This is a genomic window from Enterobacter sp. V87_3 (assembly GCF_029967835.1).
Classification (GTDB): Bacteria; Pseudomonadota; Gammaproteobacteria; order Enterobacterales; family Enterobacteriaceae; genus Enterobacter; species Enterobacter cancerogenus.
Genome location: NZ_JASCAM010000012.1, coordinates 147,997 through 173,533, shown reverse-complemented (window position 1 = coordinate 173,533; position 25,537 = coordinate 147,997). Strand labels below are relative to the sequence as shown.

Annotated in this window: 24 protein-coding genes; 11 read left to right on the top strand and 13 right to left on the bottom strand. The window is 56.7% G+C overall.

The features are described from left to right. Window positions 1-14: 14 nt before the first annotated feature. Window positions 15-944 carry a sugar kinase gene (locus QLG21_RS04990; RefSeq protein WP_137903899.1) on the bottom strand — a complete coding sequence of 310 codons (930 nt, stop codon included), beginning with the start codon at window positions 942-944 and terminating at the stop codon, window positions 15-17. Between the two features lie 230 nt (window positions 945-1,174). On the opposite strand from QLG21_RS04990, the gene pdeH reads away from it, so the two are divergent. After that, window positions 1,175-1,948: a cyclic-guanylate-specific phosphodiesterase gene (pdeH, locus tag QLG21_RS04985; protein WP_101738447.1), complete on the top strand. Its 774-nt coding sequence runs from the start codon at window positions 1,175-1,177 to the stop codon at window positions 1,946-1,948. Window positions 1,949-2,014: 66 nt separating this feature from the next. Then, window positions 2,015-4,057 (top strand): AsmA family protein, encoded by a 2,043-nt coding sequence (locus QLG21_RS04980; RefSeq protein WP_282483985.1) that lies wholly within the window; start codon window positions 2,015-2,017, stop codon window positions 4,055-4,057. A gap of 67 nt (window positions 4,058-4,124) precedes the next feature. On the opposite strand, the gene QLG21_RS04975 is transcribed toward QLG21_RS04980, so the two are convergent. The 3 genes from QLG21_RS04975 to QLG21_RS04965 form a co-directional block, all read right to left on the bottom strand. Next, on the bottom strand, window positions 4,125-5,447 hold the full coding sequence (locus tag QLG21_RS04975) for an MFS transporter (protein WP_088209265.1): 1,323 nt from the start codon (window positions 5,445-5,447) through the stop codon (window positions 4,125-4,127). Between the two features lie 261 nt (window positions 5,448-5,708). Beyond that, window positions 5,709-6,734: an inner membrane protein YhjD gene (yhjD, locus tag QLG21_RS04970; protein WP_042322260.1), complete on the bottom strand. Its 1,026-nt coding sequence runs from the start codon at window positions 6,732-6,734 to the stop codon at window positions 5,709-5,711. Between the two features lie 51 nt (window positions 6,735-6,785). Next, window positions 6,786-7,685: a LysR family transcriptional regulator gene (locus QLG21_RS04965; protein WP_006178014.1), complete on the bottom strand. Its 900-nt coding sequence runs from the start codon at window positions 7,683-7,685 to the stop codon at window positions 6,786-6,788. Window positions 7,686-7,804: 119 nt separating this feature from the next. Here QLG21_RS04965 and QLG21_RS04960 point away from each other — a divergent pair, with 119 nt between their 5' ends. Both QLG21_RS04960 and QLG21_RS04955 read left to right on the top strand, forming a co-directional pair. Further along, on the top strand, window positions 7,805-8,563 hold the full coding sequence (locus QLG21_RS04960) for an SDR family oxidoreductase (protein WP_220710794.1): 759 nt from the start codon (window positions 7,805-7,807) through the stop codon (window positions 8,561-8,563). A gap of 163 nt (window positions 8,564-8,726) precedes the next feature. After that, window positions 8,727-9,326, top strand: coding sequence for a response regulator transcription factor (locus QLG21_RS04955; RefSeq protein WP_058609744.1), 600 nt, complete (start codon window positions 8,727-8,729; stop codon window positions 9,324-9,326). Here QLG21_RS04955 and QLG21_RS04950 read toward each other — a convergent pair. Both QLG21_RS04950 and QLG21_RS04945 read right to left on the bottom strand, forming a co-directional pair. Beyond that, a complete protein-coding gene (locus QLG21_RS04950; RefSeq protein WP_058609745.1) occupies window positions 9,305-9,643 on the bottom strand; it encodes a lysozyme in 339 nt (112 codons plus the stop codon). The genes QLG21_RS04955 and QLG21_RS04950 overlap by 22 nt on opposite strands. A gap of 71 nt (window positions 9,644-9,714) precedes the next feature. Beyond that, entirely contained in the window at window positions 9,715-10,254 is a 540-nt protein-coding gene (locus QLG21_RS04945) for a GNAT family protein (protein WP_282483984.1), read from the bottom strand. A 150-nt stretch (window positions 10,255-10,404) separates the two neighbouring features. Between QLG21_RS04945 and QLG21_RS04940 the strand changes: the two genes are divergently transcribed. Beyond that, complete coding sequence (locus QLG21_RS04940; RefSeq protein WP_282483983.1) at window positions 10,405-11,994, top strand: STY4199 family HEPN domain-containing protein; 1,590 nt, start codon at window positions 10,405-10,407, stop codon at window positions 11,992-11,994. Window positions 11,995-12,054: 60 nt separating this feature from the next. On the opposite strand, the gene QLG21_RS04935 is transcribed toward QLG21_RS04940, so the two are convergent. The 4 genes from QLG21_RS04935 to QLG21_RS04920 form a co-directional block, all read right to left on the bottom strand. Further along, window positions 12,055-13,704: an alpha,alpha-trehalase gene (locus QLG21_RS04935; protein WP_042322257.1), complete on the bottom strand. Its 1,650-nt coding sequence runs from the start codon at window positions 13,702-13,704 to the stop codon at window positions 12,055-12,057. Window positions 13,705-13,996: 292 nt separating this feature from the next. Continuing rightward, window positions 13,997-14,272, bottom strand: a complete 276-nt coding sequence (locus tag QLG21_RS04930) for a monooxygenase (protein ID WP_321572686.1) — start codon at window positions 14,270-14,272, stop codon at window positions 13,997-13,999. A gap of 184 nt (window positions 14,273-14,456) precedes the next feature. Continuing rightward, complete coding sequence (gene gorA, locus QLG21_RS04925; protein WP_282483982.1) at window positions 14,457-15,809, bottom strand: glutathione-disulfide reductase; 1,353 nt, start codon at window positions 15,807-15,809, stop codon at window positions 14,457-14,459. 71 nt (window positions 15,810-15,880) lie between these two features. Next, window positions 15,881-16,723, bottom strand: a complete 843-nt coding sequence (locus tag QLG21_RS04920) for a 23S rRNA (adenine(2030)-N(6))-methyltransferase RlmJ (protein WP_137903924.1) — start codon at window positions 16,721-16,723, stop codon at window positions 15,881-15,883. On the opposite strand from QLG21_RS04920, the gene QLG21_RS04915 reads away from it, so the two are divergent. From QLG21_RS04915 to rsmJ, 3 genes are all read left to right on the top strand, one after another. Then, window positions 16,722-16,844: a hypothetical protein gene (locus QLG21_RS04915; RefSeq protein WP_006177994.1), complete on the top strand. Its 123-nt coding sequence runs from the start codon at window positions 16,722-16,724 to the stop codon at window positions 16,842-16,844. The two genes, QLG21_RS04920 and QLG21_RS04915, sit on opposite strands and share 2 nt — an antisense overlap. Window positions 16,845-16,931: 87 nt before the next feature. Further along, a complete protein-coding gene (prlC, locus tag QLG21_RS04910; RefSeq protein ID WP_058609749.1) occupies window positions 16,932-18,974 on the top strand; it encodes an oligopeptidase A in 2,043 nt (680 codons plus the stop codon). A gap of 7 nt (window positions 18,975-18,981) precedes the next feature. Continuing rightward, complete coding sequence (gene rsmJ / locus QLG21_RS04905; protein ID WP_006177991.1) at window positions 18,982-19,734, top strand: 16S rRNA (guanine(1516)-N(2))-methyltransferase RsmJ; 753 nt, start codon at window positions 18,982-18,984, stop codon at window positions 19,732-19,734. A gap of 90 nt (window positions 19,735-19,824) precedes the next feature. On the opposite strand, the gene uspA is transcribed toward rsmJ, so the two are convergent. Further along, window positions 19,825-20,262 (bottom strand): universal stress protein UspA, encoded by a 438-nt coding sequence (gene uspA, locus QLG21_RS04900; protein WP_003861223.1) that lies wholly within the window; start codon window positions 20,260-20,262, stop codon window positions 19,825-19,827. Between the two features lie 283 nt (window positions 20,263-20,545). On the opposite strand from uspA, the gene uspB reads away from it, so the two are divergent. After that, window positions 20,546-20,881: a universal stress protein UspB gene (gene uspB, locus QLG21_RS04895; protein WP_102890054.1), complete on the top strand. Its 336-nt coding sequence runs from the start codon at window positions 20,546-20,548 to the stop codon at window positions 20,879-20,881. 42 nt (window positions 20,882-20,923) lie between these two features. Here uspB and QLG21_RS04890 read toward each other — a convergent pair whose 3' ends face one another. Beyond that, window positions 20,924-21,361, bottom strand: a complete 438-nt coding sequence (locus QLG21_RS04890) for a hypothetical protein (protein WP_282483981.1) — start codon at window positions 21,359-21,361, stop codon at window positions 20,924-20,926. 172 nt (window positions 21,362-21,533) lie between these two features. Next, on the bottom strand, window positions 21,534-23,033 hold the full coding sequence (gene pitA / locus QLG21_RS04885; protein ID WP_282483980.1) for an inorganic phosphate transporter PitA: 1,500 nt from the start codon (window positions 23,031-23,033) through the stop codon (window positions 21,534-21,536). A gap of 229 nt (window positions 23,034-23,262) precedes the next feature. Between pitA and QLG21_RS04880 the strand changes: the two genes are divergently transcribed. Beyond that, window positions 23,263-24,456 carry an NAD(P)/FAD-dependent oxidoreductase gene (locus QLG21_RS04880; protein WP_101738442.1) on the top strand — a complete coding sequence of 398 codons (1,194 nt, stop codon included), beginning with the start codon at window positions 23,263-23,265 and terminating at the stop codon, window positions 24,454-24,456. Window positions 24,457-24,475: 19 nt separating this feature from the next. After that, a complete protein-coding gene (locus tag QLG21_RS04875; protein ID WP_282483979.1) occupies window positions 24,476-25,501 on the top strand; it encodes a TerC/Alx family metal homeostasis membrane protein in 1,026 nt (341 codons plus the stop codon). Window positions 25,502-25,537 lie beyond the last annotated feature (36 nt).

Here is a 25,537-nt window from a genome sequence, read left to right as displayed (position 1 = left end):
CGCCCGCACCGTTGTTATGCAGGCATCGCCTCGCGTGGAATGATGGCGCCACGATACTGAATCACCGTGCTTGCCGTCAGGTGTCCACGCCGGGCAGCCGCTTCCGGCGTGCCGCCCGTCAGACGTACCGCCAGATACCCCGCGCTAAATGAATCTCCCGCGGCGGTGGTGTCGATCACTTTCTCTTTATCTAATTTCACTGCGGGCACCTCAACCACGGCGTCACCCGCCACGGAGACCAGGCATGCGTCCGCGCCACGTTTAATCACCACCTCGTTCACGCCTGCGGCATGCGTGCGGGCAATCACCTCGTCGACCGGTTTTTCGCCCCACAGGGCATCTTCATCATCTAGGGTCAGGAAGGCGATATCGGTGCATGCCAGCATCTGCTGGTAAACCTGCTGCGTCTCTTCGCGGCTGGCCCACAGGCGAGGGCGATAGTTGTTATCGAAAATCACTTTTCCGCCGTTGGCACGGCATTCGTGCAGCAGGGAAAACAGCTTTTCCCGGCTGGTGGGGCTGAGGATGGCCAGGCTGATGCCGCTCAGGTAGAGGTAATCAAAGGTGGCCAGCTCTTCGCAGATGGCGGCTGCGGCATCGCTCTCTAGCCAGAATTTCGCCGCCGCTTCGTTGCGCCAGTAATAGAACGTGCGCTCGCCGGTGCTGTCGGTTTCGATGTAGTACAGCCCCGGCAGGCGGTTTTCCATGCGCTGGATAAGCGCAGTATCAACATTTTCACTCTGCCAGGCGTCCAGCATTTGCTGGCTGAAGCTGTCCGTACCCAGGGCGGTAACGTAGTTAACGCTGAGCGCGTCTGCAGCAGCCTGACGGGCAATATAGACGGCAGTGTTTAAGGTATCGCCACCAAAACCGCGGCTAACATCCGCTCCTTTTTGTGACAGCTCAATCATGCATTCGCCAATCACGGCAATTTTTTTGGACATAGTCGTGAACCTGAACAGAGTATTTACCAGCAGTGTGCGCTGAGTGGATTATGTGGTCAACTATATTAAAACGTCGTTCCATTAATTTTCATGAGCCAGCGCGTGTTCCTTGAAATTTCTGTCATCTTAATTTCATCTTCCCGGTGCGCTGAACATAAAGTTCTCAATGGCCGCGCCGATAACTCAGTGACGAGTCCAGAAAAGCCATCCCATACAACAGGACATCTGAAATGAAGTCAGAGCAGGTTATCCAGCGGCTGAGCACTACGCCTGAGGCAAGTATCGAGAGCTTGCAGGAGCATCGCTACTGGCTGCAATGTGAGCGAACATACACCTATCAGCCCATCTACCGCACCGATGGACGCCTGATGGCGATTGAGATTTTGACGGTGGTCACGCACCCCTCAAATCCGTCGCAACGTATCGCGCCAGACCGCTATTTTGCGGAGGTGGCCGTGCGCCAGCGCATCGACGTGCTGGAAGAACAGCTGGAAATGCTGGCAACGAAGCAGGCTTTCTTCGAGCGCCACGGCATTCTGGCATCGGTGAACGTGGATGGCCCCACCCTGATGGCGCTGCGCCAGAATAAGACGCTGCAGGAGCTGATTGCCCGCCTGCCGTGGATGCGCTTCGAGCTGGTGGAGCACGTCCGTCTGCCGCAGGACTCCTCGTTTGCCTCAATGTGTGAATTTGGCCCGCTGTGGCTGGATGATTTCGGCACCGGCATGGCAAACTTTTCTGCGCTGAGCGAAGTGCGTTATGACTACATCAAAGTCGCGCGCGACCTCTTTATCATGCTGCGCCAGACGCCGGAAGGGCGAAACCTGTTTACGCTTCTCCTGCAGCTGATGAACCGCTACTGCCAGGGCGTAATTGTCGAAGGTGTTGAGACGCTGGAAGAGTGGCGCGACGTGCAAAATTCCCCGGCTGCCGCAGCGCAAGGCTATTTCCTCTCTCGCCCGGTCCCGATGGATACCCTGGAAAACGTGATTACCCACCTCTGATCCGACCCTTTCCCTTTGTCTGTTCTATAGTTTTAGAGGCAAGGTCATTCAGGAAAGGGGAATAAAATGACAAAAACAACCAGGGTTATCGCCTGGACAGCAGGGATTTTCTTGTTGTTGATCGTGGTCGCAATCATCATTATCGCCACGTTCGACTGGAACCGCCTCAAACCGACCATCAACCAGAAAGTCTCAACCGAGCTGAATCGCCCCTTCGCAATACGCGGCGATCTGGGCGTGGTGTGGGAACGCCAGAAAGAGGAAACCGGCTGGCGAAGCTGGGTTCCCTGGCCGCACGTGCATGCGGATGACATTATCCTGGGTAACCCACCGGATATTCCGGAGGTCACCATGGTTCATCTGCCTCGCGTAGAAGCCACCCTGGCACCGTTAGCGCTCCTGACCAAAACGGTGTATCTGCCGTGGATCAAGCTTCAGCAACCTGATGCGCGCCTGATCCGTCTCTCTGAAAAAAACAATAACTGGACGTTCAACCTCGCCAGCAGCGAGGAAAAAGATCCCAATGCTCAGCCGTCGGCGTGGTCTTTCCGCCTTGATAATATTCTCTTCGATCGCGGGCGGATCGCCATCGATGATAAGGTCAGCAAAGCGGACGTGGAGATCCTGGTCGATCCGCTGGGCAAACCGCTGCCGTTTAGCGAAGTGACGGGCAGTAAAGCGAAAGGGGACAAGGCGAAGGCGGGCGATTACGTCTTCGGCCTGACCGCGAAAGGGCGCTACAACGGCCAGCCGCTGACGGGTAAAGGGAAAATCGGCGGGATGCTGGCGTTGCGCAGTGAAGGCACACCGTTCCCGGTACAGGCAGACTTCCGCTCCGGGAATACGCGCGTGGCGTTCGTCGGAACGGTTAACGACCCCATGAATATGGGCGGCGTCGACCTACAGCTGAAGTTCGCTGGCGATTCCCTGGGCGAACTGTATGACCTCACCGGCGTGCTGCTGCCGGATACCCCACCGTTTGAAACCGACGGGCATCTGGTGGCGAAAATCGACACCGAGAAATCGTCGGTCTTCGATTACCGCGACTTCAATGGCCGCATCGGTGACAGCGATATTCACGGTTCTCTCACCTACACCACCGGCAAACCGCGCCCGAAACTTGAGGGCGATATGGAATCCCGCCAGCTGCGTCTGGCCGATCTGGGGCCGCTGATTGGCGTCGACTCCGGCAAAGGCACGAAGTCCAAAGAGGTGAAGAAAGATCTTCAGCCTGCGGGCAAAGTCCTGCCGTACGACCGCTTCGAAACCGATAAGTGGGATGTGATGGACGCGGATGTGCGCTTCAAGGGCAAGAAAATCGAGCACGGCAGCACCCTGCCGATAAGCAATCTCTCCACCCACATCATCCTCAAAAATGCCGATCTGCGCCTGCAACCGCTGAAGTTCGGCCTGGCGGGCGGGACCATTTCGTCGAACATCCATCTTGAAGGCGATAAAAAGCCGATGCAGGGGCGGGCGGATATTCAGGCGCGCCGGCTGAAGCTGAAAGAGCTGATGCCAAACGTCGAGCTGATGCAGAAAACCCTGGGTGAGATGAACGGTGACGCCGAGATTCGCGGCGTGGGGAACTCCGTTGCCGCGCTGCTGGGCAGCAGTAACGGTAACCTGAAACTGCTGATGAACGACGGGCTGGTCAGCCGCAACCTGATGGAGATCCTCGGGCTGAACGTCGGTAACTTTATTGTCGGGCAGATTTTTGGCGACGATGAGGTGCGTGTGAACTGCGCGGCGGCGAATCTGGACCTGGTGAATGGCGTGGCGCGTCCGCAGATCTTTGCCTTCGACACCGAGAATGCGGTGATTAACGTGACCGGTACGGCCAGCATGGCCTCTGAGCAGCTGGATTTGACCATCAATCCAGAGAGTAAAGGGTTCCGTATCATCACCCTGCGTTCACCGCTGTACGTGCGCGGCACCTTTAAAAACCCGCAGGCGGGGGTGAAAGCCGGGCCGCTGATTGCTCGTGGCGCGGTTGCCGCAGCGCTCGCCACGCTGGTGACGCCTGCCGCGGCGCTGCTGGCGTTGATCTCGCCATCAGAAGGGGATGCGAACCAGTGTCGGACGATACTGTCGCAGATGAAGAAGTAACAACCCCCTCTCCCACAGGGAGAGGGAGCAAACACTAAAAAAGGCAACTTGCGTTGCCTTTTTACGTTTATAACGACTGATGCTTTGTCTCATGCGTCAGTAGCAGCGCTATCAGCGTCAGCGCCGCCATGGCCGCCAGATAGACCCCGACATAGAACAGACCATAATTCGCCTGCAGCCAGGTCGCGATATACGGCGCAACGGATGCCCCCAGAATCGACGAGACGTTATAGGAGAACGAGGCACCGGTGTAACGCACTTCGGTCGGGAACAGCTCCGGCAGCAGCGCGCCCATTGGGCCAAAGGTTAGCCCCATCAGGCTCAGGCCAATCAGCAGATAGGCCATCACCAGCGCAGGGCTGCCTGAACTCAGCAGCGGCGGGAAGACAAACAGGGCAAACAGAATAATCAGCGAGGTGATCACAATCATGCTCGCGCGACGGCCAAACTTATCGGCCAGCAGGCCCGCAACTGGCACCATCACGCCAAAACCAATGACCGCCATCATCAGCATCCACAGCACTTCATTACGCGGCAGCCCCAGGCCAACTGGCGCAGCGGCGGTGCTGTAGGTCATGGAGTAGACGGTCATGATGTAGAACAGCGTATAGGTCGCCAGCATGATAAAAGTGCCGAGTACGGTCACGCGGACGTGTTTGGTCAGCAGCGTACCCAGCGGTACTTTCACCTGTTTTTTAGCCGCGGCCACTTTGGCGAAGACCGGCGTCTCGTGCAGGGAGACCCGCACGTACAGGCCAATCAGCACCAGCACCGCCGAGAAGATAAACGGAATACGCCAGCCCCAGCTCATGAACTGTTCGTCCGTCAGCAGCCACGAGAGCAGCAGGAAGGTGCCGTTGGCAAAGAAGAAGCCAATCGGCGCGCCCAGTTGCGGGAATGAGCCATACAGCGCGCGCTTGTGCGCCGGGGCGTTCTCGGTCGCCAGCAGCGCCGCGCCACCCCATTCACCGCCGAGGCCCAACCCCTGACCAAAACGCGCCAGTGCCAGCAGGACCGGTGCCAGAATGCCGATGGTTTCATAGGTCGGCAGCAGGCCAATCGCCACGGTGGAGATGCCCATCGTCAGCAGCGAAGCCACCAGCGTGACCTTGCGACCCACGCGGTCGCCAAAGTGTCCAAACAGCGCCGAGCCAATCGGACGCGCCACGAAGGCGATGGCGAAGGTTGCCAGAGACTGGAGCGTGGCTGCCGTCGGGTCGCCCTGCGGGAAGAAGATATGCGGGAAGACAATAACCGCCGCGGTGGCGTAAATGTAAAAGTCGAAGAACTCAATGGCGGTGCCAATCAGCGAGGCGACGACGACTTTATTGCGCGAGTTTAACGGAACCTGTTCCGCTTCGGAATCGAGTGTGGTGGCTGTTGCTTGCATAATATTTTCTTATTTTTGGACGAACGAACGGCCATATTAGGCATAGCAAAAGCGACATTTCAATCTGTAACAAACCCGCGCACTGGCTATAAAATCAACAAAAAGCGGATAATATTCAGACCAGCAAAATCCCTTCCATGAAATGCTTCACAGTTTTTAAATATCAGCGGATAAAACTGGTTTTTGGTTAAATAAAAGTTACGGACTGGATTTATATGCTGAAATGATGAATCGGGCTGACATTTCAGCCCGATACGCTGTTTAGCGATGCGTTTTGCCCGGCATGCGCGGGTCATCTTTGTACTCTGCGGTGGCAATCCATGCGGCGCAGAACAGCGTCAGACGGGCAAAGAAGTAGAAGAACGCCATCAGCCCCAGCACCGAACCAAACGCCGCGCCGGACGGCGATTTGACCAGCGAAGGCAGGGTGTAGGTCATCACGATTTTAATCACCTCAAAACCTACTGCCGCAATGAACGTCCCGCGGATCAGCGCCTTCTTGCGCGGGCGGTGGCGCGGCAATCGCCAGAAGATCCAGAAGAACAGCAGGTAGTTAGCAAAGATGGAGATCGCAAGCCCGATGCCGCGCCAGGCGGGCTTCAGCCAGTCGATGTAATCCAGGTAGAGTGCGGAGATAATCATCTGCTGCGCCGACCCTGCGACGGAGGTGATGGAAAGGGTCACCACCAGCGCCACCAGCAGGCCTATCAGCGAGATAAAATCGCGGAAATATTTTACCCAGATTTTCTCCTGATCCTGCGGCGTGCGCTCCCACACGTCGCGCGACTGCGCGCGGATGGCTTCGCGCAGGTTGCCCATCCAGTTCACGCCCGAGTAAAGCGCAATCAGCAGGCCGACGATCCCGACGGTGGTACGCTGCTGCACGGCAGTATTGATGGTGCTTTTGAGCGTGGTGGCGAGCGTCTGGTCGCTGACGTTGGTCAAAATTTTATTGAAGATGTCCTGCAAAAGCGTCGGATGCGATGCCAGTACAAAACCGGCAGCGGCAAAGGAGACCATCAGGATCGGGATCATCGACAGGAAGGAGAAGTAGGTTATAGCCGCGCCAAACTGGTTCCCCATACGGTCGTTGAAGCGTTCGGCGGCGCGAATGAGATGCGCAATCATCGGACGGCGCTGAATTTTTTCCGCTGTGCTGGTCACCGCCGCGAGCGCCGAGTTGGGTTTGTCCGGCGTTTTCTCCTCCTCCGGTTGGGTGTCCATCTTTTTGATGGGATCGTAATCTAATTCTTGAGTGGGTCGTTGCGGGTTATTTTCCGGCGTCACGCGCATTTTCCTTTTTCGTTTGGCTGGATGTTATTGAATTATAGCTTGCGGCTAGTCCACGTAAGCTTTTGTGAGTTCAGTGAGCCATTCCATGAACAGATGCACCCGGCGGGAGAGGTTGCGGCGGTGGGGATAAATCAGTGAAACGGGCATCGGCTCAGCGCGATACTGGGGAAGGATCTCCGTGAGCTTCCTGGCACGCAGCGCATCACGCACCCCGACGCGAGGCACCTGAATAATACCCAGCCCGGCAATGCAGGCGGCCTGGTACGTCTCCGTGCTGTTAACCGTCAGTACTCCGCCCGTTTTAACCCACTGCGTGGTGCTGCCGTTGTAGAACTCAAACCCCTGCGGCCGCGTGCCCAGCGTCGCAGAGTAGTGGATGACCGCATGCGAGGCCAGGTCGTCCAGCGTCTCAGGATAGCCGAAACGCGTCAGATAGTCCGGGCTGGCGCAGTTAATCACCGACAGTTTGCCGAGCGGGCGGGCGATAAGCCCGGAGTCCTTTAGCGCACCCACGCGAACCACGCAGTCGAATCCTTCCCGAATCACATCCACCAGGCGGTCGCTGCTGCTCAGCTCCAGTTCAATACCGGGATACTGCTGCAAAAAAGCCGGCAGTTTCGGAATGACTAAATTTCGAGCAACGCCGACCGGCATATCCACGCGCAGGCGCCCGCTGATGCTTGAGGGGTCGTGCTGGAACATGCCGTCCAGTTCGTCGAGATTGGTGAGCAGATCTTTTGCCCGCTCGTAATAGACCATGCCGTCCTGCGTCAGGCTCACGCGCCGCGTGGTGCGGTGCAACAGCTGCGTGCCCAGCTGGTTTTCCAGCGCCTGAATTTGCCGGGAAACGCTCCCCTTCGGCAGGCTCAGCGTCTCTGCCGCCCGGGAAAAACTCTCCAGTTCAGCGACGCGGAGGAAAAGCTGCATTGCGTGAATTTTATCCATAGGCGCGGCTCATTGTTATTCAAACTGAAACAGTGAAGCGTTTTTAGCTCTCTTTATTGATTTTCTATCACCTAATAAGCTCTTACTCAATCTCCATAACAACCGAAACGAGGTTTCTTATGAACGAACGTATTGCATTAGTGACCGGCGGGAGCCGTGGACTGGGTAAAAATGCGGTGTTAAAGCTGGCCGCCGAGGGCGTGGGCATTATCCTGACGTGGAACAGCAGCCAGCAGGAAGCGCTGGACGTCGTGCATGAAATTGAAGCCAACGGCGGCAAAGCGGCAGCATTGCAGCTTAACGTCGGCGATATTGCCAGTTTTGAGGGCTTCGCTCAACGCATGCAGGAGATCCTCCAGACCGTATGGCAGCGCGACAGGTTTGATTATTTAGTAAACAATGCGGGGACGGGCCTGTACGCTCCCTATACCGAGACGACGGAAGCGCAGTTTGACGAGGCGCTGAACATCCATTTTAAAGGCCCGTTCTTCCTCACCCAACGCCTGCTGCCAATGATAAACGACGGTGGGCGGATCCTGAACGTGTCGAGCGGGCTGGCCCGTTTCACCCAGCCCGGTTCCGGCACCTATGCGGCCATGAAGGGGGCGATGGAGGTATTAACCCGCTATCAGGCGAAAGAGTTGGGCGCGCGCGGTATCGCCGTCAATATCATCGCCCCCGGCGCGATTGAAACCGATTTTGGCGGCGGACGCGTGCGCGACAACGCCGGGCTTAATCAGCAGCTGGCCGCGCAAACGGCGCTGGGGCGCGTGGGCCTGCCTGACGACATTGGCAATGCCATCGTGGCGCTGCTCAGCGACAGGCTGGGCTGGATGAACGCGCAACGGATCGAAGTGTCGGGCGGGATGTTCCTGTAAGCGAAAATCCAACGGACTTAAGAAAATCCTTAAGACAGATGTGTCGAATTCGCGGCAGATTTTACGAACGGCCGGTGATTTGTAACCTGGCCGTTCATTGAGTTTTATCTTAAATTCCTCCCCGCTAGAATCCCCCCTCGCGTTTCTCAGAGGGAGGAAAACAATGCGAGTAATCATGTTTGACAGGCAGTCAATATTTATTCATGGAGCGATGAACAGTCTGCAGCAGTTAATTCCGGAATTAAATATCACAGGTACCCGTCAGGCTGATGAATTTTGGACACTTTTGTCTGCATCACCTTCCGCGATTGTCATGATTGATGGCAACATCATTCAGGATGACGGCATGGCCCTGCTTGAGGAGATCGTGTACCGCTTTCCGGGGGCGCGGGTCGTTATGGTGTTATCCAGGAAAGATCCGCGGTGGGTCGAGCAGTTGATGAAGCGCAACGTCATGGCGATCGTTCCCCGCAATGCCCGCCCGGAAATCTTCAGCGCCGCGCTGGATTCGGTCTGTGCCGGGATGGCATGCATGCCGGGAGAGTGGCTTCAGCCACAGCCGCAGCAGGAGCTGTCTGCTCTGAGCGACCGCCAGCACGACGTGCTCAAGCTACTGGCCGCCGGGGAGTCGAATAAAGAAATTGGACGCTCGCTGAACATTAGCGCCGCGACGGTAAAAGCCCATCTTGAGACGGTTTTTCGTCGGCTGGACGTCAAAAACCGTACCCAGGCAGCGATGATCTACACCCGCATGACGGCCTGATGCAGCGCCGTTTCTGAAAGGGGGGTATCACCCAGGCTAAATATCCATGCCACCAGCGTATCGTGCTGCCGCTGGGTCAAAGGCCGGGTGATATTTTCCCTTAGCAGCGCCTCGCATATGCGAAGGTCGTTCTCCAGCAGCATGTCTGCATCGTCGGGCGTGATGATGATGTCAAAACGTTCCCACGCGCGAATAACGTGACCATATCCAATGACCCACACACCCTGTGCATCCCGATACTTCTCAAGGGAAAGTCCCTGCTGTTTTTTAATTAACTCTACGGCAGCAAGCGATATTTGAAGCGAGTAACCATTCATATACGTTTCCTCTTTCTGACGCTACTGTAGAGGAAACGATGTACAGGACATATCCGCCAAATGGCTGTGGATCACCGATGGCTGGCGAGAACGTCCTTTTTCAGCAGACCGAACAGCCAGTCGTTATGCCAGCGTCCGGCCAGCTGATAGCTCTCGCGCAGCTCACCTTCCAGCCGGAAACCCACCTTTTCAAGCAGCCCCCGCGAGGCCAGGTTGCCCGCCGTCACGGTCGCCGTCAGCCGACGAATTTTCCCCTCATCGAAGGCGAAATCCCGCAGCGCCACCAGCGACTCATATCCGTAGCCTTTCCCCTGCGCTAACGGGGCGAACAGAAAGCCCACTTCGGCACAATCATCTTCACGATGAATGTATCCCGTCACCCCCAGCGGCGTCTGGGTGGCGGTATCACGCACCACCAGACAGAGCCAGTGCGGGCTGCCGGGTTCCCACGGGGTGAGTCGGGAATCAAATGCGACGCGGATCTCCGCCTCCGGGCGCGCTTCTGCGATAAAACGCATCACGTCCGGGTGCTGCTGCAGGGCCAGAAAAAAGGGCCAGTCCTGTTCCTGCAGCGGCGAGCAGGTGAGGCGTGATGTGGTAAAACCAACCATGGGGCTTCTCCGGAGACATTTATCAGGATTATAGAGTTGTCACTTTATTTCAACAAAAAGTCAGGTATGTTTATAACGTCGTATAAATAAAAAGAAAAACGACCTGCGCATGGTCCACTTTGGTGTATTCGTTGCCTCTCAAGGAAAATAATGACACTCAGCACATCACATCATATTCGTGAGCAGTTTGAACACTGCCTGGCGGTTATTCGTCAGGCGTCGGTGGAAATATTACTTCTCCTGAATGTGCATGTCTCTGAAGGTAAAGATCCGCGCTGGTTCCTTGAGCAGCTGGATAGCGCCCGCCTGGCCCAGGGGGGATGGACGGGCGTGGCGAAACAGCTCAACCTGAACGACGCTGAAATGTCGGAATTTACGCTCCAGCTGCGCCTTCTGCAGCAGCGCGTTCCGCAGTACGAAAGCGGTCAGGACGTCAGCGAAAATCAGCTGATTGCCGCGATGCGCTTCGTCACCACGCTGGAGCACCTGCGCCTGCAACAGCCGCTGCTGACCTACAGTACCGACCTGATGCCCGGTAGCGAGCTGCAACAGCAGCAGGCGCACAAGCAGGTTCGGGCGATTGAGCTGATGATTAAAGGGCTGATCCAGCAGGCGTGGCCCGATCCGACCCGGCTGAACAACCATCTTAAAACCCTGTTCAACGCCGACCGCGTGCGCCGCTGGCTGAAAATGGGGGAAATTAACGACGTCCTGAGCGGCATGATGTTCAGCGAACTGGCGCAAATGCTGGTGGATAAACGCGAATTTAGCCGCTATTACGCGTCATTGTTTAACGACCCGATGATGCTGACCTTGCTGGTCGAGCCGCGTAAAACCCTGCAAACCTTCCTCGAAGATATTCGGCAAATCCGCAATAACATTACGGTACAGCAGGCGCTGAGCCCGGCGCAAATTCAGCTGCTGGATAACTACTATTCCCAGATTACCCGCCCCGTACAGCGCGCGTTTGAAGAGGGGCGAACCCGTATCAACCCGGCAGGGCTGATGTCGGTAGATGCCGCCGGGCTGCATGCCTTCTGGGAAAATGCGCAGAAGATGGACCGTATCACCGGCGGCGATCTCTTTGAAGTGCGCGATACCATTGAAAAACCGACCCAGCGCGCGCCTCGTTCGCCTGAACAGCGCGAGCAGCTTATCTCGAGCGCGCTGTGGGGGGCCGTGGGGGTGATGGTGATTGCCATTGTCGTCGGAGGATTTTGGCTGGTCACCAGCAGCAAACCTCAGCAGGCCACGGCACGCGCCGCCGAGCCGTCCCCGCCCCAGGAAATGCGCGAAACCCCGTCCTCGCGCGAGACGCTGACGCGGATGGGCGTCACCTGGGACGAGAGTAACTTCCGTTCCGCCATCAACCGTAACGATACCCGCGTTGCGCTGCTGTTCCTGCAGGGCGGGATGGACTGGAAGGTGTCGTGGACGGAGCAGGCGCTGTCAGCGGATTATGATGACGTGCTGGAGCTGTTGCTGCGCTATCACCCGCAGATGGTCGAGCAGAAGCCGTGCCGCCGCTTTATCAACACGCTTAGCCACGCTATGTCAAACGGTGAACCGCTGACGTCAATGCGTAAGCAATTTTTAAAAGCGTTCTGCACCGTCCCGGCGGTGGTGAAGCGCCAGCAGCACGACGCGGACATGGCGAAGCGCCGGGCGCTGGCACAACCGGATGCGACAACGAAAAAATGGCAGTCTATTCAGACCGCCATTTATGATGTGATTCGTTGATTTCCTCCCTCTCCCAGTGGGAGAGGGAGCTGATCGAGCGGTTTTCAGACCGCACCCCACTCACGGCTCTCCGTACAACCCAATCAATCGGCGCACCACGCCGTTGGTCCAGCCGAATCCGTCCTGCAGAGGATATTCCCCCCCGCCACCTTCGCGCGGGGTGCTGCTGGCGATGTGGTACTTCTCAATCATCTTGTGATGCGTTTTGTAGAAGACGTTGACCGTCTGCAGCCAGCTCCACGCAATCTCATCGCCCAGCGAATCATTGCCGTACTGTTTGAAGCCCTGGATCGCCATCCACTGCAGCGGTGCCCAGCCATTCGGCTTATCCCACTGCTCGCCGGTCTCATACTCGGTTGCCATAATGCCGCCCGGAGTCAGCAGGCGCGCTTTCACCGTGTCTGACAGCCGCTCGGCCTGCTCGTGCGTGGCCATCCCGACGTAAAGCGGCACAATGCTCGCCGCAGAGAACAGCGCCATCTCCTCGCGTCGCCAGTCGTAATCGCGATAACAGCCGTTTTCTTCATCCCACAGATAGCGGTTCACCGCGGCACGGCGGTCGCTGGCCTTCTGGCGGAACTGTTCGGCGGTCTCTTTATCCCCTTTCGACGCCGAAATATTGGCGATCGCGCTTTCCAGTTTGAACAGGAAGGCGTTCAAATCGATCGGGATAAACTGCGTGGTCCGGATGCTGGCAAGCCGACCCGGATCCCGCAGCCAGCGGGAGGAGTAGTCCCAGCCGGAGGCCGCGCCCGCGCGCAGGTCACGATAGACTTCATTCGGCGGGCGGCCAGAATGACGGGCCGTTTCCACATCCTCAATCCAGGATTCGTCACGCGGCGTGTCACGGTCGTCCCAGTAGCGGTTCAGCAACGAGCCGTCCGGCATACGCACCGCGCTGCGATAGGCCTGGTTGAGCAACAGCGACTCCGCGCCATCCATCCAGAAGGCATATTCCATTTTCAGGTGATCAAGATAACGCTTTGCACCGCGCACGCCGTCCTCTTCGAACAGCTCCACCATCAGCGCAAACACCGGCGGCTGAGAGCGGCTGAGGTAGTAGGTACGGTTGCCGTTGGGAATATGCCCGTAACGTTCAATCAGCCAGGCGAAGTTATCCGCCATGCATTTCAGCAGGTCGTTACGGCCACTTTCCGCCAGGCCCAGCATGGAGAAATAGGAGTCCCAGTAGTAGGTCTCGCTGAAGCGTCCGCCGGGCACGATATAGGCCTGGGGCAGCGCCAGCAGCGATGACCAGGGAATGTGATCCTGCGGCTCGCGCGTCAGCACCGGCCACAGGTTATCAATGTGCTCTTTCAGGGACAGGCCGGGGTCCGAAATATACTCTTTGCTGTAGTCCTCCGGCATCCAGAAATGATTTTCCACGAACCGCGCCAGGTCAAAATCACGATGGCGACGCACCTTACGGTAGCGGATCAGAATATCCAGCGGATCCATTTTGGGCGCGCAGTCAGGGAAGGTTTTGCTGTCCGCAAACAGTCGCGACGACTGGACGTGTTCAAACAGTTCAAGGTAGCGGTCTGCGGGCGTCAGGGCATCGGACGCCGGCAGCCCTTCAATCATTTCCGGTTCCGGCTCTGCCTCGATCATCTCATCCAGTTTTAACTCACAGGGATCGGTTTCGTAGCGCAGCTCTTCTGCAATGTCGAACTCGATATCCTCAACAATCTGTAGTTTCTGGTTGAACATGGTGTTCAGGACCTCCGGTTTTTGTCGTAACAAATACGGGTTTTTCCCGGTCATCTTTTAAGCGTAGACATTCGCTTCGGTTAATGCGGTGCGAAGTGTGCGGTTGATCACGCTTTCATAACAGTTGTCAATACGCTGAAAATTCAATATCTCGTTGATTAGTAAATCGTTAATGGTGAATTTTCGGGAACAGGGCAGGAATAAAATTCAGAGCATTCAGTATTCCGCGTTCACGGTAAATGCCCTTGTCGCCAGCGCTATTCTCAGCGTTTTTTACGCTTTCATACAGGGCTTAATGCGCCTGTCGCGCATCGCCTGAAAGACTGGTAGCGGCTTGATGTGCTTTCTGGCTGGCACCTTCACTTTTTTCCATCGCCTTGCTGGCGGCCTTTTCCGCATGGGCGGCACTATACGCGGCCAGATGGGAAATAACGATGGCGTAAATACTCATCAATGAGACCCACAGGATACTGTTTTTCCACCACAGCAGGGTCGGAATAGTCAGTATCGCCCATACCAGCGCGAGGACGAGGTGCATTTTGGCCATCAGTTTGGCGGTGATCTTCACGTGCATTTTCATATCTCTAATCTTTATCCGTATTAACAGGCAAGCGCGTAGCGCCTTCTAAGATTAGTTAATTCCACCGCGCGTCGCGGGTAAATTTGTTACCGTTTGTACACCCGCTGGGTTTACCCGCCACAGGCATAAAAAAACCGGCCCGCGGGCCGGTTTTTGTCGCGGTTAAGACCGATCAGCGCATGGTAACAAACTCTTCCGCTGCCGTCGGGTGGATTGCCACGGTGTTGTCGAAATCTTTCTTCGTCGCGCCCATTTTCAGCGCCACCGCAAAGCCCTGCAGGATCTCGTCCATACCAAAGCCAATGCCGTGAATACCGACAATCTTCTCGTCCGCGCCAACGCAGACCAGCTTCATGCGGCAAGGCTGACGGTGAGAGGTAACGGCGGTGTACATCGCGGTAAAGGACGATTTATACACTTTCACCTGGTCATCGCCGTACTGCTCACGCGCCTGCGGTTCGGTTAAGCCCACGGTGCCAATCGGCGGGTGGCTGAAGACCACGGTCGGGATGTTGCGGTAGTCCAGATGCTCGTCCGGCTTGTTGTTAAACAGACGCTCGGAGAGGCGGCGGCCTGCTGCTACGGCAACCGGCGTCAGTTCAACCGCGCCGGTGTTGTCGCCTACCGCATAAATACCCGGTACGCTGGTGTTCTGGAATTTATCGACGACGATGTAGCCTTTTTCATCGGTTTTCACGCCGGTAACCGCCAGGTTAAAGGTATCGTTCGCCGGTTCGCGACCAATCGCCCAGATCAGACAGTCCACGGTCTGGCTGCGGCCGTCTTCCAGCGTCAGGGTCAGGCTGCCGTCGTCATTTTTCACCACGGCTTTCGGTACGGCATGGGTGTGCAGCGCTGGACCTTCGGCGTTCATCACTTCCACCAGCGTTTCGACGATCAGCGGGTCAAAGCTGCGCAGCGGCGCGTGTTTACGAACGAACAGGTGCGCTTCAGCACCCAGGCCGTTGATCACGCCCGCCAGCTCAACCGCGATATACCCCGCGCCGACCACCGCAACGCGTTTTGGCAGGGCAGGCAGCTCGAAGAAGCCGTCAGAATCAATGCCGTATTCCGCGCCCGGAATGTCCGGGTGGCTCGGACGGCCGCCGGTGGCGATCAGGATATGATCGGCGGTGATCGTCTCGCCGTTCACTTCGATCGTTTTCGCATCGACGAAACGGGCGAAACCGCGGATCACGTCAACGTTGTTCTTGCCCAGCACGTTATCGTACGAGGTATGGATCCGGTCGATGTAAGCGGTACGGCTGGCGATCAGCTTGTCCCAGTCAAAGCTATTGAGGGTGGTGTCGAAGCCGTAGTCCGGGCCATACATATGGATAGCTTCACGGATTTGCGCCGCATGCCACATCACTTTTTTCGGTACACAGCCCACGTTCACGCAGGTGCCGCCCAGCTCTTTGGCTTCAATCAGCGCACACTTCTGGCCGTACATGGCCGCACGGTTGATCGAGGCGATGCCGCCGCTGCCGCCGCCGATTGCGATGTAGTCATAATGCTTAGTCATAGCTTTTATCCTTAATCGTGAATTGCCGCGATTGTATACCTGAAATCAATTGGTTCCACCAATGACTGCGATTACTCAGGCACGATCCAACTGACGGTGGCGTGGCCTGTACCTGCGGGCACCAGCGTTTTGTGCAGCCAGGGCAGCACGTTGTTCATTTGCGCTTCGAGCTTCCACGGCGGGTTAATCACAATCATGCCGGAGGCGGTCATGCCGCGCTGGTCGCTGTCCGGGCGCACCGCCAGTTCAATCTGCAGGATTTTGCGGATGCCGGTAGCTTCCAGATCTTTAATCATGCGCTTGATTTGCGCGCGCAGCACCACCGGGTACCACAGGGCGTAGGTGCCGGTCGCAAAGCGTTTATAGCCTTCGTGAATGCCGGTCACCACCGCCTGATAGTCGGTTTTGATTTCGTACGGCGGGTCGATCAGCACCAGGCCACGGCGCGAAACCGGCGGCAATTTGGCTTTCAGCTGCTGGTAGCCATCGGCCTTTTCGACGCGGGCGCGGTTGTCCTTCTGGAATTCAGAGCGCAGCAGCGGGAAGTCGCTCGGGTGCAGTTCGGTCAGTTGAATGCTGTCCTGCTCGCGCAGCAGCTGGCGGGCAATCAGCGGTGAACCCGGGTAGTAACGCAGCTGGCCGCTGCGGTTGAAGTGATTCACCACGCCGATGTATGGCTCCAGCTCGGCGGGCAGATCGTCCTGCTGCCAGACGCGGGCAATGCCTTCCAGATATTCACCGGTACGCTCGGCGTGCTCGCCGCTCAGCTGATAACGGCCCGCGCCGGCGTGGGTGTCCAGATAGAGAAACGGCTTATCTTTCTCTTTGAGCGACTCGATGATCAGGCTCTGAACGGTATGTTTAAGAACGTCGGCGTGGTTGCCTGCGTGAAAGCTGTGGCGATAACTGAGCATGGATAGTGATATTCCGCTGAAAATGACGATTTGCCACAGTTTACAGCAGATCGGAACAGATTACCCGCAGGCCCGCGAAGCGCAGCGTCACCGGGCGCTTTTCCGCTACGGCTGGCATTGAAATCCTCTACACTTATCCCCATTACACAAACAATATGCACAGCGCCGGATGCGCGCTTCATTCACTCATTTCAACAGGACAGCGTTTATGACCAATCCATTACTGACGCCTTTTTCGTTGCCACCGTTTTCTAAAATTCTGCCCGAGCATGTGGTTCCAGCCGTTACCCAATCGCTGGAAAACTGCCGCGCGGCGGTAGAGAGCGTGGTAGCGCAGGGCGCGCCGTACACCTGGGAAAATCTGTGTCAGCCGCTGGCCGAAGTGGACGACGTGCTGGGACGTATTTTCTCCCCGGTCAGCCACCTGAACTCGGTGAAAAACAGCCCGGAACTGCGCGAAGCCTATGAACAAACCCTGCCGCTGCTCTCGGAGTACAGCACCTGGGTTGGTCAGCACGAAGGACTGTACAAAGCGTACCGCGACCTGCGCGACGGCGATCATTACGCATCGCTCAATACCGCGCAGAAAAAATCGGTTGATAACGCGCTGCGTGATTTCGAACTGTCCGGGATTGGCCTGCCAAAAGAGAAGCAGAAGCGCTACGGCGAAATCGCCGCGCGTCTGTCCGAACTGGGCAACCAGTACAGCAACAACGTGCTCGATGCCACCATGGGCTGGACGAAGCTGATTACCGACGAAGCCGAGCTTGCCGGGATGCCGGAAAGCGCGCTGGCGGCGGCGAAAGCACAGGCCGAAGCCAAAGAGCAGGACGGTTTCCTGCTGACGCTGGATATCCCGAGCTATCTGCCGGTGATGACCTACTGCGACAACCAGGCGTTGCGTGAAGAGATGTACCGCGCCTACAGCACTCGCGCGTCCGATCAGGGGCCAAACGCGGGCAAATGGGACAACAGCCCGGTCATGGCCGAGATCCTCGCCCTGCGTCACGAGCTGGCACAGCTGCTGGGCTTTGAAAACTATGCCGATAAATCCCTCGCGACCAAAATGGCGGAGAACCCGCAGCAGGTGCTCGACTTCCTGACAGATCTCGCGAAACGCGCCCGTCCACAGGGTGAGAAAGAGCTGGCCCAGCTGCGCGCCTTCGCGAAGGCCGAGTTTGGCGTAGACGAACTGCAGCCGTGGGACATCGCTTACTACAGCGAAAAACAGAAACAGCACCTTTACAGCATCAGCGACGAGCAGCTGCGCCCGTACTTCCCGGAAAACAAAGCCGTAAACGGCCTGTTCGAAGTGGTGCAACGCATCTACGGCATCACCGCCAAAGAGCGTAAAGATATCGACGTCTGGCATCCGGACGTGCGTTTCTTCGAGCTGTATGACGAGAAAAACGAACTGCGCGGCAGCTTCTATCTGGACCTTTACGCGCGTGAGAACAAGCGCGGCGGGGCGTGGATGGATGACTGCGTGGGCCAGATGCGTAAAGCGGACGGTACTCTGCAAAAGCCGGTTGCCTACCTGACCTGTAACTTCAACCGTCCGGTGAGCGGCAAACCTGCGCTGTTTACCCACGACGAAGTGATCACCCTGTTCCACGAGTTCGGTCACGGTCTGCACCACATGCTGACCCGCATCGAAACCGCGGGCGTTGCCGGTATCAGCGGTGTACCGTGGGATGCGGTCGAACTGCCGAGCCAGTTTATGGAAAACTGGTGCTGGGAGCCGGACGCGCTGGCGTTTATCTCCGGCCACTATGAGACCGGCGAACCGCTGCCGAAAGAACTGCTGGATAAAATGCTGGCGGCGAAAAACTACCAGGCGGCGATGTTTATTCTGCGCCAGCTGGAGTTCGGCCTGTTCGACTTCCGCCTGCACGCCGAGTTCAGCCCGGAGCAAGGGGCGAAAATCCTTGAAACGCTGGCCGAAATTAAGAAACAGGTCGCCGTTATTCCGGGGCCAACCTGGGGCCGCTTCCCGCACGCGTTCAGCCACATCTTTGCGGGCGGCTACGCGGCAGGTTACTACAGCTACCTGTGGGCCGACGTGCTGGCTGCAGACGCATACTCTCGCTTCGAAGAGGAAGGCATTTTCAACCGCGAAACCGGCCAGTCGTTCCTCGATAACATCCTGACGCGGGGCGGGTCTGAAGAGCCGATGGCGCTGTTCAAACGCTTCCGTGGCCGTGAGCCGAAGCTGGATGCCATGCTGGAGCATTACGGGATCAAAGGCTGATTGTTACGTGAAGATCTGCTTAGTAGATGAATCAGGCGCCGGAGACGGCGCCTTATCTGTTCTGGCGGCCCGCTGGGGGCTGGAGCACGATGAAGAGAACCTGATGGCACTGGTGATGACGCCCGCGCATCTTGAACTGCGTAAGCGCGACGAGCCGAAGCTCGGCGGGATTTTTGTCGATTTTGTCGGCGGGGCAATGGCGCACCGGCGCAAATTTGGCGGCGGTCGCGGCGAGGCGGTGGCGAAAGCGGTCGGCATTAAGGGCAGTTATCTGCCGGACGTGGTGGATGCCACGGCGGGACTGGGGCGCGACGCCTTTGTGCTGGCCTCGGTCGGGTGCCGCGTGCGGATGCTGGAACGCAATCCGGTGGTGGCCGCGCTTCTGGACGATGGCCTGGCGCGCGGTTATGCCGACCCGGAGATTGGCCCGTGGCTGCAGGAGCGCCTGCAGCTGATCCACGCCTCAAGCCTGACGGCGCTCACCGACATCACGCCACGCCCGCAGGTGGTCTATCTTGACCCCATGTTCCCGCATAAGCAGAAAAGTGCGCTGGTGAAGAAAGAGATGCGGGTGTTTCAGTCGCTGGTGGGGCCGGATTTGGATGCCGATGGCCTGCTGGCGCCTGCTCGTCTGCTGGCGACAAAGCGTGTGGTGGTAAAACGCCCGGACTACGCGCCGCCGCTGGCGGATGTCGCGACCACCAACGCGGTGACCACGAAAGGCCACCGGTTCGATATTTATTCCGGTACGCCGGAATAAAAAAGCCGGGTGGCGGCTGCGCCTTACCCGGCCTACGTTCAATGCCGCTTGTAGGCCCGGTAAGCGTGAGCGCCACCGGGCGTTATGCATTTACTCGTCTTCTTCGTCACGCAGTGGAACAATCAACATATCCACGTGAACGGTGTTGATCAGCTGGCGCGCGGAGGACATCAGCTTGCTCCAGAAGTCCTGGTGATGACCGCATACCACCAGGTCCATATCGTATTTCTTAATCGCATCAACCAGCACCTGGCCCAGATCGCCGCTACCGCTTAAGGTTTCGGTGATAGGGTAACCTGCGTTGGTGGACAGCTCGCTCAGGGCGTGGTGTGTCTCTTCGGAGATGCGTTTTTGCATATCACCGAGATTCACGTCAATCAGGCCGGTATAGAGATCGGAGTAATTCACGTCAACGTGAATCAGGGAAACTTTCGCGTTGTAAGGGCGTGCCATGGATACCGCTTTATCAACCAGCACTTTGCTCTCAGGTGAGAGGTCTACCGCGATGAGAATGTGTTTGTAAGCCATAGTGTTACTCCTTCCTTAAGTTATCGATGACTAAAAGAGAAAGCCGTCGTCTGATGCCTTCATTACGGCCCAGTTAAACAAAATTATCAAGCTTTGGTGTTGATAACGATTAACCTTGTGGCAAAAAAATTAACGGATCTCCTACACTATTTAATGAGCCGTTCGGATATTAAAACGCGAACCGGATCGACTTTTAGTCATTCTTTCACTGAACTGTCTGTCAGGGCATTGGGGTGCGGTAGCTCAGAAGGCTTTCTTCGTGGGCGGGCGCCGGGGAGGATGTATGATTAGCACCGTCGCATTGTTTTGGGCGTTATGCGTGGTTTGCATAGTGAATATGGCGCGCTACTTCTCATCGTTACGTGCGCTATTAGTGGTACTTCGTGGTTGCGATCCGTTGCTTTATCAGTATGTGGATGGTGGAGGATTCTTCACCTCGCATGGACAGCCCAGCAAACAGATGCGTCTGGTGGGGTATATCTATTACCAGCGCTATCGCGACCATCATGATGACGAATTTATCCGTCGCTGCGAACGCCTGCGTCGTCAGTTCATCCTGACCAGCGCCCTGTGCGGCCTGGTTGTTGTGAGTATGATTGCACTGATGATTTGGCATTGAGCGCAGGAAAGGCGGGGGGTTCCCTCGCCTTTATTCCTGGGATCACGGTTTTATCGTGAACCGAAGGTCAGATACGTTTTCATGCAGAGAAAACACGTTGCCACTGTAGGTAATGGCTACCTCGCCTTTATCGTTTATCCGTGCTTCAGAAATGCTGCCTGTTCCCTCCAGAACTGGCGATTTTGTCGCTAGCTCCTGGACAATGTCAGCGTTTTTACCCTGTAAAGGCTGCGACAAATAATATCGATAAATCGTAGGTACGGTTGCGCCTCCTTGGTTGTTCACTGTCATATAAAGCCAGATGCTATTTGAAATTTGATATGTACGGAGAAGTTCATCGCTTGCTCGCGGATTGGGCTGATGGTTTAGCCATGCGAATCCGATGACCATAATGAGCAGCGCCAGTGTGGTAAATCGATGAAGCCATTTAATAGCCGCTCTGAATGGTTCTTTATTGAGTGATCCTGGAACAGAAGCCATACACTCTCCGATATGCAGTATTTATCCTGATCGGAATGATAGTGACTCGTTACGGGCAATGATGTGCAAAAAATGTTCAGGTTTTTCTTAGGGTTGTAAGGTTTTCTGTAAACCGACAGCCATAAAAAAAGCGGGTCAGTTTCCTGACCCGCTTTTTGTCGCTCTCTGCCGATTACAGCAGCTTGAGCGAAAGCCAGTACAAACCGCCGGACAGCAGGATAGAGGCCGGCAGGGTGAATACCCAGGCCATCAGAATGTTGGTCACGGTTTTGCGCTGCAGACCGCCGCCGTCAACAATCATGGTGCCTGCCACGGACGAGGAGAGTACGTGGGTGGTTGAAACCGGCATACCGGTGTAGCTTGCCAGACCGATAGAAACTGCCGCCGTCATCTGCGCGGACATCCCCTGCGCATAGGTCATGCCTTTCTTACCGATCTTCTCACCGATGGTGGTCGCCACACGACGCCAGCCAATCATCGTACCGATACCCAGCGCCAACGCGACAGCCATGATGATCCAGATTGGCGCGTACTCGATGGTGCTGAGCATATCGCCTTTCAGTTTCTTCAGCAGACGCTGGTCGTCAGCATTCACTTCCGGCAGCTTCGCCACTTTATCGGTGATGTCGGAGATGCAGAGCATGATACGGCGCAGCTGACCACGTTGTTCAACAGGCAGTTTGTCGTAACTTTCGATATCGCCCAGCATACCTTTTGCACGTTCCAGCGCGTTAATCGCGTTTGCCGGATGACAATGGAACTCGCCAGGTGCCGTGGTTGCGCCCGCTTCCGGAGAAGGGATCAGCTGGTCAACGCCGGTCGCTTTCTTCAACAGCGCAGGGTGCTGCTGGAAGTAAACTTCAACGTTGTTGACCGCATCACGGGTACGGGTGATTTCGTAGCCGGAGGCATTCATGTTCACCACGAAACCTGCCGGGGCCACGCCAATCAGGACCAGCATCACCAGACCAATGCCTTTCTGACCGTCGTTCGCACCGTGTGAAAACGCCACGCCGATAGCGGAAATGATCAGGGCAATACGCGTCCAGAACGGCGGCTTTTTCTTGCCGTCTTTCTTTTCACGCTCTGCTGGCGTCAGGTGGATACGTGCACGCTTCTTCGTGTTGCTCCAGTAGCGACGCAGGATGAAAATTAATCCCCCCGCAACCACCAGGCCGACAATCGGGGAAACGATCAGCGAGCCAAAAATCCCCAGTACTTTCGGGATATTCAACGCATCAACGACGGAGGTGCCGGTCATCAGGGCATTGGTTAACCCGATACCGATAATCGCGCCGATGAGGGTGTGAGAACTGGATGCAGGCAGGCCGAAATACCAGGTACCGAGGTTCCAGATAATTGCAGCAAGCAGCATTGAGAACACCATGGCAAGACCATGGCCAGAACTAACGTTAAGAAGCAGATCCGTTGGCAGCATGTGCACGATGGCATACGCAACGCTCAGTCCGCCCAGGAGGACACCAAAAAAGTTAAATACCGCCGCCATAACAACCGCCAGTTGCGATCGCATTGCGCGAGTGTAGATAACCGTTGCTACTGCGTTTGCAGTGTCGTGGAAGCCGTTGATCGCTTCGTAAAACAGTACAAAAACCAGAGCAAGCAAGAGTAAAAGCCCGGTATGTAAATCCAGGCCAGCAAACAAATGTAGCATAGGACGTTACGCCATTTTGGAGGACATGAACGCGGCGCATTATCCAGGACAAATGCGCAACGGGCAAAGTGAAATATAGACTTTTTTTGACATACCACCTGTTTTGAGAAATATGCCAGAAAGGTTATTCGTTAAATTTCAATGGAATGGCTTTGTAATATCTTTTTACGCTGGTGTGACCACATAGGAAACTTTACAATCCGCGGCAGTTAACGATGAGGATTTAGACGTGGAAAGGTTTGATGCCGTGGTAATTGGCGCCGGTGCGGCGGGTATGTTTTGTGCGGCAATGGCCGGACAGGCGGGTCGTCGCGTGTTGCTGCTGGATAACGGTAAAAAACCAGGCCGTAAGATCCTGATGTCGGGCGGCGGGCGCTGCAACTTTACCAACCTGTACGTTGAACCCGCGGCCTATCTGAGCCAAAACCGTCATTTTTGCAAATCGGCGCTGGCGCGGTACACCCAGTGGGATTTTATCGACCTGGTGGGCAAGCACGGCATCGCCTGGCACGAAAAGACGCTGGGACAGCTGTTCTGCGATGACTCCGCGCAGCAGATTGTCGATATGCTGGTGGCCGAGTGTGAGAAGGGCGGCGTGGTGACGCGTCTGCGCACCGAGGTGCTGGCGGTGTCCCGTGACGAGCAGGGCTATACGCTGCAGCTCAACGGTGAAACGGTTAGCGCTGATAATCTGGTGATCGCCAGCGGCGGCCTGTCAATGCCCGGTCTGGGCGCATCGCCGTTTGGCTACAAGGTGGCCGAGCAGTTCGGCCTAAAGGTGCTGCCCACGCGCGCCGGGCTGGTCCCGTTCACGCTGCATAAACCCTTGCTGGAGCAACTTCAGACGCTGTCTGGCGTCTCGGTGCCTTCGGTTATTACCGCAGAAAACGGCACGATGTTCCGCGAGAATCTACTCTTTACCCATCGCGGGTTATCAGGCCCGGCGGTGTTGCAGATCTCCAGTTACTGGCAGCCGGGTGAGTTCGTGACCGTCAATCTGCTGCCGGACTGCGATCTCGACAGCTTCCTCAGCGAGCAGCGCGCCGCGCATCCGAACCAGAGCCTGAAAAACACCCTGGCGATGCAGCTACCGAAGCGTCTGGTCGAGTGCCTGCAGCTTTTGGGGCAAATCCCGGATGTGTCGCTCAAGCAGCTTAATGGCCGCGAGCAGCAGGCGCTGGTCGACACGCTGACCCACTGGCGCGTTCAGCCTAACGGTACCGAAGGCTACCGCACGGCAGAAGTGACGCTTGGCGGCGTGGATACGGACGGGTTATCGTCCCGCACCATGGAGGCGCGTGACGTGAAGGGCCTCTACTTTATCGGCGAAGTGGTGGATGTCACCGGCTGGCTGGGTGGCTATAACTTCCAGTGGGCATGGTCAAGTGCCTGGGCCTGCGCGCAGGCGCTGGCCGCAGAATAATTTTTTTAAGGAAAGACGTATGTCCTCTGCTCATCTCGGTTTCCCAACGGAAACCGTTGTTGTCTTTGTGGTGATGGCCGTTGGGGCGATGTTTATCGACCTCTTTATGCACCGTCACGATAAACCTGTCTCACTGAAAAGCGCCGCGATGTGGTCCATCTTCTGGGTCATGATGGCGATGGCGTTCGCCGGGTTCCTGTATGTGCATCACGGCGCGGAGATGGCCAGCCTGTTCCTGACCGGTTACGCGCTGGAAGAGGTGCTCTCCGTCGATAACCTGTTTGTGATGATGGCGATTTTTGCCTGGTTCGGCGTGCCGGATAAATACCGTCACCGCGTGCTCTACTGGGGCGTGCTGGGGGCGATTGTGTTCCGCGGTATCTTCGTTGCCATCGGCACCAGCCTGCTGAGCCTGGGGCCATACGTAGAGGTGATTTTCGCGCTGGTTGTCGGCTGGACGGCGGTCATGATGCTCAGACGCAACGAAGAGAGCGATGAAGTCGAGGACTACTCCGGTCATCTGGCTTATCGGCTGGTGAAGCGTTTTTATCCGGTCTGGCCAAAAATCAGCAGCAACAAATTTATCCTGACGCAGAAAGAGGTGGATGCGGAGCTGGAAAAACCGGAAAACCGCGACGTCATGGTTGGGCGCGTGAAAAAGGCGAAGCGCTACGCCACGCCGCTGCTGCTCTGCGTGGCGGTGGTGGAGCTGTCCGACGTGATGTTCGCGTTTGACTCCGTTCCGGCGATCATCGCCGTGAGCCGTGAACCGCTGATTATCTACAGCGCGATGATGTTCGCCATTCTGGGCCTGCGTACGCTCTACTTCGTGCTCGAGGCGCTGAAGCAGTACCTGGTGCATCTGGAGAAAGCGGTTATCCTGCTGCTGTTCTTTGTGGCGTTTAAGCTGGGGCTGAATGCCACCGACCACTTTTGGCACCACGGGTACAGCATTGGCGCGACGGCCAGCCTGTTCGTGGTATTGGGCGTGCTGGCGCTGGGGATTATTGCGAGCGTGATGTTCCCGGGGAAACGTGAAGCCTGATGTTCGCTTACCGGGCCTGCGATGCTAACGTAGGCC

Excerpts from the sequence above, each read along its gene's own strand:
- QLG21_RS04990 (WP_137903899.1), bottom strand. The coding sequence starts at position 944 with ATGTCCAAAAAAATTGCCGTGATTGGCGAATGCATGATTGAGCTGTCA.
- pdeH (WP_101738447.1), top strand. The coding sequence starts at position 1,175 with ATGAAGTCAGAGCAGGTTATCCAGCGGCTGAGCACTACGCCTGAGGCA.
- QLG21_RS04980 (WP_282483985.1), top strand. The coding sequence starts at position 2,015 with ATGACAAAAACAACCAGGGTTATCGCCTGGACAGCAGGGATTTTCTTG.
- QLG21_RS04975 (WP_088209265.1), bottom strand. The coding sequence starts at position 5,447 with ATGCAAGCAACAGCCACCACACTCGATTCCGAAGCGGAACAGGTTCCG.
- QLG21_RS04965 (WP_006178014.1), bottom strand. The coding sequence starts at position 7,685 with ATGGATAAAATTCACGCAATGCAGCTTTTCCTCCGCGTCGCTGAACTG.
- QLG21_RS04960 (WP_220710794.1), top strand. The coding sequence starts at position 7,805 with ATGAACGAACGTATTGCATTAGTGACCGGCGGGAGCCGTGGACTGGGT.
- QLG21_RS04955 (WP_058609744.1), top strand. The coding sequence starts at position 8,727 with ATGCGAGTAATCATGTTTGACAGGCAGTCAATATTTATTCATGGAGCG.
- QLG21_RS04950 (WP_058609745.1), bottom strand. The coding sequence starts at position 9,643 with ATGAATGGTTACTCGCTTCAAATATCGCTTGCTGCCGTAGAGTTAATT.
- QLG21_RS04945 (WP_282483984.1), bottom strand. The coding sequence starts at position 10,254 with ATGGTTGGTTTTACCACATCACGCCTCACCTGCTCGCCGCTGCAGGAA.
- QLG21_RS04940 (WP_282483983.1), top strand. The coding sequence starts at position 10,405 with ATGACACTCAGCACATCACATCATATTCGTGAGCAGTTTGAACACTGC.
- QLG21_RS04935 (WP_042322257.1), bottom strand. The coding sequence starts at position 13,704 with ATGTTCAACCAGAAACTACAGATTGTTGAGGATATCGAGTTCGACATT.
- gorA (WP_282483982.1), bottom strand. The coding sequence starts at position 15,809 with ATGACTAAGCATTATGACTACATCGCAATCGGCGGCGGCAGCGGCGGC.
- QLG21_RS04915 (WP_006177994.1), top strand. The coding sequence starts at position 16,722 with ATGGATAGTGATATTCCGCTGAAAATGACGATTTGCCACAGTTTACAG.
- QLG21_RS04920 (WP_137903924.1), bottom strand. The coding sequence starts at position 16,723 with ATGCTCAGTTATCGCCACAGCTTTCACGCAGGCAACCACGCCGACGTT.
- prlC (WP_058609749.1), top strand. The coding sequence starts at position 16,932 with ATGACCAATCCATTACTGACGCCTTTTTCGTTGCCACCGTTTTCTAAA.
- uspA (WP_003861223.1), bottom strand. The coding sequence starts at position 20,262 with ATGGCTTACAAACACATTCTCATCGCGGTAGACCTCTCACCTGAGAGC.
- uspB (WP_102890054.1), top strand. The coding sequence starts at position 20,546 with ATGATTAGCACCGTCGCATTGTTTTGGGCGTTATGCGTGGTTTGCATA.
- QLG21_RS04890 (WP_282483981.1), bottom strand. The coding sequence starts at position 21,361 with ATGGCTTCTGTTCCAGGATCACTCAATAAAGAACCATTCAGAGCGGCT.
- pitA (WP_282483980.1), bottom strand. The coding sequence starts at position 23,033 with ATGCTACATTTGTTTGCTGGCCTGGATTTACATACCGGGCTTTTACTC.
- QLG21_RS04875 (WP_282483979.1), top strand. The coding sequence starts at position 24,476 with ATGTCCTCTGCTCATCTCGGTTTCCCAACGGAAACCGTTGTTGTCTTT.